General features: G+C 59.7%; 4 protein-coding genes. 1 reads left to right on the forward strand and 3 read right to left on the reverse strand.

Features of this window, described 5'->3' with window-relative positions:
• Positions 1–193 precede the first annotated feature (193 nt).
• Positions 194–1,966: a M61 family metallopeptidase gene (locus tag ACLD9W_RS05190; RefSeq protein ID WP_410841023.1), complete on the forward strand. Its 1,773-nt coding sequence runs from the start codon at positions 194–196 to the stop codon at positions 1,964–1,966.
• Positions 1,967–2,609: 643 nt separating this feature from the next.
• Here the strand turns inward: ACLD9W_RS05190 and ACLD9W_RS05195 are convergent.
• From ACLD9W_RS05195 to metE, 3 genes are all read right to left on the reverse strand, one after another.
• Positions 2,610–3,662, reverse strand: coding sequence for a S49 family peptidase (locus ACLD9W_RS05195; RefSeq protein WP_410841024.1), 1,053 nt, complete (start codon positions 3,660–3,662; stop codon positions 2,610–2,612).
• A 202-nt stretch (positions 3,663–3,864) separates the two neighbouring features.
• Positions 3,865–4,596, reverse strand: coding sequence for a TIGR00730 family Rossman fold protein (locus tag ACLD9W_RS05200; RefSeq protein ID WP_410841025.1), 732 nt, complete (start codon positions 4,594–4,596; stop codon positions 3,865–3,867).
• A gap of 126 nt (positions 4,597–4,722) precedes the next feature.
• Positions 4,723–7,005, reverse strand: a complete 2,283-nt coding sequence (gene metE / locus ACLD9W_RS05205; RefSeq protein ID WP_410841026.1) for a 5-methyltetrahydropteroyltriglutamate--homocysteine S-methyltransferase — start codon at positions 7,003–7,005, stop codon at positions 4,723–4,725.
• Positions 7,006–7,491: the final 486 nt, after the last annotated feature.

A 7,491-nucleotide genomic window follows, 5' to 3' on the forward strand; every position in this document is an offset into this window, starting at 1 on the left:
TGGCAGCCTGTTTGCACGCTGCCATAATGGCTGGAAAGCGGAAAAGAAAGCCCGCCCTCAAGGCAAAGCGGCAATATTTACGCTAAATTCCCATACACTTTACAAGGTTATAGATTTTAACTAATTTATGATTTGACACCAATCAATTAATTTTTAACATTGCCCAATCCTATTGAGCCATTAAATTTTCATCATGATTACCCACACCCTCAGCCCCGAACCCAAAGCCCATTACTGGCACATCACCCTCACCTTCACCCAAAACGCCGCCACATCCGCCGTGTTAAAACTCGCCAACTGGGTGCCCGGCAGCTACACCATCCGCGATTTCGCCCGCCACATCGTCGAAATACACGCCGAACACAACGGCCGCCCCGCCGCCCTGCGGCAAACCGCCAAAAACACCTGGCAGACCGAAGCCCTCGAAGGCGAGTGGCGCATCCGCTACACCGTCTACGCCTACGACCTCTCCGTGCGCGCCTCCTACCTCACCGCCGAACGCGGCTTCTTCGACGGCGCCTGTCTCCTTTTCGCCCTCGAAGGCCGTCTGAACGAAACCCAAACCCTCGTCCTCGAAAACCTGCCCGAAAACTGGCAGACCGCCACCACCCTGCCTGCCGTCGGCAAAAACACCTTTCAGACGGCCTCCTACGGCGAACTCATCGACCACCCCATCGAACTCGGATACATCGAAACCATCGCATTCCAAGCACACGGCATCCCCCACCGCATCGTCCTCAGCGGCCACTACCCCGACTTCGATCGCCAACGCCTGCGCGACGACGTAAAGCGCATCTGCGAAACCCAGCTCGCCCTCTTCCCCGCCCCCTCCCCGTTTGCCGAATACCTCTTCCTCCTCCACCTCGGCGACAACCTCTACGGCGGCCTCGAACACCGCAGCAGCACCGCCCTGCACGCCGACCGCAACAGCCTGCCGCCGCACGGCCTTACCGACGCCAACCCCGCCTACACCGAACTGCTCGGCCTCTTCTCACACGAATACTTCCACGCCTGGAACGTCAAATCCGTCAAACCCGCCGCCTTCGCCCCCTACAACCTTGAGCGCGAAAACCACACCGAACAACTCTGGGCATTCGAAGGCATCACCGCCTACTACGACGACCTCATCCTCGCCCGCAGCCGCGTCATTCCCCCTGAAAACTACCTCACCCTCCTGGCCAAAAACATCACCCGCGTACGCCAAAACAAAGGCCGTCTGAAACAAACCCTCGCCCAATCCTCCTACACCGCCTGGCACAAATACTACAAAGCCGACGAAAACGCCCCCAACGCCCTCGTCAGCTACTACCAGCAAGGCGCCCTCGCCGCCCTCTGCCTCGACCTCCTCATCCGGCAAAAAAGCAGCGGCGCCCACTCCCTCGACACCGTCATGCGGCAACTCTACCGCGACTGGCTCGCCACCCAACGTGGCATAGAAGAACAACAATGGCAAACCCGCTGCCAAGAAATCACCGGCCTCGACCTCGCCGACTTCTTTCAGATGGCCTTGTACACCACAGACGAACTCCCCCTCGCCGACTGCCTGCACACCGTCGGCATCGGCCTGCAATACGCCCCCCTGCCCCGCAGCCACGGCGGCGGCCTTATCGGCGCACCCATCGCCCCGCCCGAACCCGCCGCCGACCTCGGCGCCCGTTTCACGCAAAAAACCGACCACGCCGTCCTCACCCACATCCTCAACGGCGGCAGCGCCGAAAACGCCGCCCTCTGCCCGCAGGACAAAATCACCGCCGTCAACGGCCGCGCCTGCACCAACCTTGCCGCCCTCCTCGCCGACAGCCGCCCCGACGACATCTGGCAAATCCACTACTTCCGCCACGGCATCCTGCACCAAACCGTCCTCACCCTCCAAGCCGCCGCAGCCGAAACCGCCCTTCTTTATATAGAAGACGAAGACAAACTCCGCCGCTGGCTGCTCGGCACGGTTTGGCAAAAGGCCGTCTGAAACCCTTTTCAGACGGCCTCAAAGCAGCGTCGGCCAAACTAAAACTCGAAATGCTGCCTACGCCTACGCCGGGATACCGTTTTTGAAACCGCCAACCCCGTCGCGCACCAAACTCACTCCCCCGCAAAAGGGAGAGGGAAAACAGTTGCCGCAACCGCTTTCAGGCTGCTTTTCAGACGGCCGCACAGGTTGCCTGAAAGCGCAGTCCCAACGAAACCAAAATCCTGAAAGGCCATCTGAAACCGAACATCCTACCGCGCACCTTACCCCCTCCCCTGCACCTTCAGCGCGGGGGAGGGTTGGGGCGGGGGTGGCGGTTTGCAAAACCGCTTGTCCGCCGCTTGTAGAAATTACTGCCACGGCACCAGCCCCCACCCTAGCCCCCCGCAGGCGGGAGAGGGAAAACAGTTGCCCCGCCGTTCTCAGGCTGCTTTTCAGACGGCCGCACAGTTTGCCTGAAAGCGCAATTCCAACGAAACCAAAATCCTGAAAGGCCGTCTGAAAGCATATTCACAGCATCAAAATCCGAAAGGCCGTCTGAACATTTCCCTGACATCATTCACGCCTGCGTGAGAGTGGCGAAGCAAAGGCCGTCTGAAAACCCGATGAAAGGTTTTCAGACGGCCTTTTTTCTCTCTACCGTTTACCAGTTTTGGTTGTGCAGGCTTTGCAGGCCGTCGCGCACGCCGTCGCGCACTTCGCTGTTGAGGCGGCGGCTGAGGGCGCGGGCGAAGCTATCGTCTTCAGGGGTGTAGTCGACGAGTTCGGGGGCTTTGATTTCGTCGCGGGCGACGCTGTATACGCTGCCGAAGCCGTCGATAAGGCCGGTTTCTTTGGCTTCGATGCCGGTGTAGATGCGGCCGCTGAAGATTTGCGGGTCGTTTGTTTTCAGACGGCTGCCGCGTCCGGTTTTGACGGCCTTGATGAATTCGCCGTGGATCTGGTCGAGCATTTGCTGCCAGATGGCCTGCTGTTCGGGGGTTTCGGGGGTGAAGGGATCGCCCATGCCTTTGTTGCTGCCTGCGATTTTCAGACGGCGTTTGACGCCGAGTTTGTCCATCAGGCCGGTGAAGTCGAAGCCGCCGCCGATGACGCCGATGCTGCCGACGAGGCTGGACGGGTCGGCGTAGATTTTGTCGGCGGCGGCGGCGATGTAGTAGCAGCCGGAGGCGCAGAGGTCTTGGGCGACGAGGTAGACGGGAATGTCTTTGTGCTGTTCTTTGAGGCGGCGGATTTCGTTGAAGGCGGTGTTGGAGACGACGGGCGAGCCGCCGGGGGAGTTGGCGCGGATGATGATGCCTTTGACGTTTTTGTCGGCATAGGCGGCTTCGAGGCCGTCGCGCAGCATGGCGACTTGGTCTTGGTGGCCGTCGCCGATGACGCCTTCGAGTTTGATGACGGCGGTGTGCGCTTTGCTTTTTGCGCCGAGGACTTTTTCCAGGCCGTTGCTGTTGTCGAAGCTGCCTGTGGCGCAGCTGTGGAAGGTGAAGAGGGTGGCGGCGAAAAGAAGCGCGCCGACGCCGCGCCAGACGTTGCGCCAGAAGCGGCTGCTGCGTTGTTCTTTGTGGACGCTCAGGAGGAGTTTGTAGAGGGTGTCGCGCTCCCAGCTTTCGGTGGCGGCCTGCGGCTGTGCGGCGGCTTGCTGCGGGATGTTTTCGTCGCGCTGTTCTTCTTCGCGTTGGATTTTGAAGCTCATGGGTTTTCCTGTGTGTGGAATGGGGTTTTCAGACGGCCTACGGGGGCGGGAGGACGGGGCAAGATACCGATATTCGGGATGCGGCGCAAGTCTGCGGCACGGTGTGCGCCGATGTGCCACCGATGCCGGGGCGGCGGCTTCTGGCCGAATGGTTTTTCTGCAAAGGCCGTCTGAAAACGGTGTTGCTGGCGGCGGCGCTGTTTTACAGACCCAGTTCCCAATCGGCTTTGGCGTTGATGCAGAAGCCGTCGGTGCAGTTTTCGTAGTGGCGGAAGATGCGCTCGGCCACGGCTTGGGCGTCGTCGAGGATTTCAAAAAGTTCCATGTCGCTCGGGGCAATCAGGCCGCGTCCGGCGAGCTGTTTTTCCATCCAGTCGGCGAAGCCCTGCCAGAAGCTGCGGCCGACAAGGATGATGGGACGGTGCGGCGTTTTGCCTGTCTGCACGAGGGTGAGGCTCTCAAAAAGTTCGTCGAGCGTGCCGAAGCCGCCGGGCATGACGACGTAGGCGACGGCGTGTTTGACGAACATGACTTTGCGCGGGAAGAAGTGGCGGAAGGTGACGGACAGGTCCTGATAGGGGTTGGCGTGCTGTTCGTGCGGCAGGAGGATGTTGAGGCCGACGGCGGGGCTGCGTCCGGCAAACGCGCCTTTGTTGGCGGCTTCCATGATGCCCGGGCCGCCGCCCGAGATAACGGAAAACCCTGCGTCGGACAGGGTGCGGGCGATTTGTTCGGCCAAGAGATAGTCGGGGTGTTCGGGAGGGATGCGGGCGCTGCCGTAGATGCTGACGGCGGGCTGCACGGCACGCAGCTCTTCACCCGCTTCGAGAAATTCGGACATGATTTTCAAGAGGTGGTAGCTCTCGCGCGATTGGATGTCGCGGCGGGTGTTTTCGGGCAGCATGGGGTTGGGCAGTTTGTCGCGCAGGGGCATGGGTGTTTCCTTTGGTTGTGGACGCGGGCGGTTATAAACGGTTTCGGCGGTGCTGGCAAACAAAAGGCCGTCTGAAAACCTTTTTCGCGGTTTTCAGACGGCCTCTTTAATCGGACTTTCGCGCGTTTAGCGTTTGTTGTCCAACTCGTTACGCAGTTTTTTGGTTACGGCCATCATCACTTCGAGCTGTTGCAGCGTTTCCGTCCAACCTCGGGTTTTCAGGCCGCAGTCGGGGTTGACCCACAGGCGCTCGACGGGCACGACTTCCATCGCTTTGCGCAGCAGGTGTTCGACTTCGCCTTCGGTCGGCACGCGCGGGCTGTGGATGTCGTACACGCCCGGGCCGATGTCGTTGGGGTATTTGAAGTCGCCGAACGCGGTCAGCAGTTCCATATCCGAGCGCGAGGTTTCGATGGTGATGACGTCGGCGTCCATCGAAGCGATCGCGGGCAGGATGTCGTTGAACTCGGAGTAGCACATATGGGTGTGAATCTGGGTGCTGTCTTCGGCGCCGGTGCTGGACAGGCGGAAGGCTTCGCAGGCCCAGGCGAGGTATTCGTCCCATTGCGCTTTTTTCAGCGGCATGGCTTCGCGGATGGCGGGCTCGTCAATCTGGATGACTTTGATGCCGGCTTTTTCCAAGTCCAAAACTTCGTCGTTCAGGGCGAGGGCGATTTGTTTGGCAACGACAGACAGCGGGATGTCGTCGCGCACAAACGACCATTTGAACATGGTAACCGGGCCGGTAAGCATGCCTTTCATCGGGCGTTTGGTCAGGGTTTGCGCGTAGGACGACCAGTAAACGGTCATCGGTGCGGGGCGGGAGACGTCGCCGAAAATCACGGGCGGTTTGACGCAGCGGCTGCCGTAGCTCTGCACCCAGCCGAACTGGGTGAAGCAGTAGCCGGCGAGCTGTTCGCCGAAGTATTCCACCATGTCGTTGCGCTCGGCTTCGCCGTGTACGGGCACGTCGATTTCCAGTTTTTCCTGCACTTCGACGCAGTAGGCGATTTCTTTTTTCATCGCGGCGTCGTAATCGGCGGCGGAGAGTTCGCCTTTTTTGAAGGCGGCGCGCGCCTGGCGGATTTCGGCGGTTTGCGGGAACGAACCGATGGTGGTGGTGGGCAGCAGCGGCAGTTTCATCCATTCCTGCTGTGCTTTGATGCGTGCGGGGAAGGGCGATTTGCGTTGGTCTTCGCCTGCTTTCAGGCTGCTGACGCGTTCTTGTACGGCGGGATTGTGGATTTTTTTGTTGGTGGCGCGGTCGGCGGCGGCGGCATCGGAAGCGGCCAGCGCGTCTTTCACGCTGTCTTTGCCGTTTTCCAAGGCGCGTTTGACGGTGCCCAGCTCGACCAGTTTCTGCGCGGCAAAGGCCATCCACGATTTGATTTCGGCGTCGAGTTTTTCTTCAACGGCCAAATCCTGCGGGCTGTGCAGCAGCGAGCAACTGGGGGCGATCCACAGGTTGTTGCCGAATTTTTCCTGAACGGGTTTGAGGGTGTCGATGACTTTGTTCAGGTTGGCGCGCCAAACGTTGCGGCCGTCGATCAGGCCGACGGACAGCACTTTGTTGTCCGGCCAGCCGTTGGCGAACACGGCCAGCTGCTCGGGGGCGCGTACGCAGTCGATGTGCACGCCGTGTACCGGCAGGGATTTGAGCAGGTCGAGATGCTCGGCGACGGAAGCGAAATAGGTGCCGATGATGATGCGCACGCCGGTGTTGGCCAGTTCCTGATACACGCCGGCGAAGGCGTCGAGATAGGCCTGCGGCGCGTCGGCGGCGAGAATCGGCTCGTCAATCTGCACCCAGTCGGCACCGGCGGCGGCCAGCTCGCGCAAGAGTTGCGCGTAGGCGGGCAGCAGTTTGGGCAGCAGGGTTTTGACGCGGCAGCCGAATTCTTCTTTTTTCTTGCCCAGCCACAGCAGGGTCAGCGGGCCGACCAGCGTCGGTTTGATGTCGTGGCCTTGCGCCTTGGCTTCCTGAATTTGGGCGACCAGGTTGGCTGCGTTCACGGAAAACTCGGTGTCTGCATGCCATTCGGGCACGATGTAGTGGTAGTTGGTGTCGAACCATTTGGTCATTTCCATCGCAAACTGGGTGGCGTTGCCGCGCGCCAGCTGGAAGTATTCCGGCAGCGTCAGTTTGGCGGCGTCGAAGCCGAAGCGTTTGGGAATCGCGCCCAGCGTGCACAGGGTGTCGAGCACATGGTCGTAGAAAGAAAAATCGCCGACGGGCACAAGATCCGCGCCTGCGGCTTTCTGCGCCGCCCAGTTCAGACGGCGGATTTCGGCGGCGGTTTCGCGCAGCTCGGCTTCGGATTTGGCGCCTTTCCAAAAGGCTTCGACGGCGAATTTCAGCTCGCGTTTGGCACCGATGCGCGGGTAGCCGGAGAGGTGGAATGTGGTCATGGATGGTCTCCTTGGGGAAAATGGGAAAACGGTGATGCTCGCATCTTGCGCCTTTGCTCGGCGGCAGGCAAACGAGTTATTTTCGGATTTTACATGAATGAATTTAATGGCGCAGGCCGTTTGACGGCGACGTTACGAAGAAAGCGGAACGCCGGACAAAAAAATGCCCCCGCAACGGGGGCTTGAAAACAGAGAGAATACACAAAAACAAAAGATTTCCCGCAACGGCGGCTTGACGCCGCTGCAAAATCCGCTGTTGATGTGGGCGCGGATTATGCACGCATAACGGATTTTGTGCAAATTTTATTTGTCAATATTTTTTATCAAGCGATATTTTTATCCGACAAACGGTGTTTTAGGCGGCAAATGCTGTTGCCTGAAATGGTTGAGGCCGTCTGAAAGTTGAGGCCGTCTGAAAGTTGAGGCCGTCTGAAAGTTGAGGCCGTCTGAAAGTTGAGGCCGTCTGAAAGTTGAGGCCGTCTGAAA

The organism is Neisseria sp. WLZKY-1 (assembly GCF_046546535.1).
Taxonomy (GTDB): domain Bacteria; phylum Pseudomonadota; class Gammaproteobacteria; order Burkholderiales; family Neisseriaceae; genus Neisseria.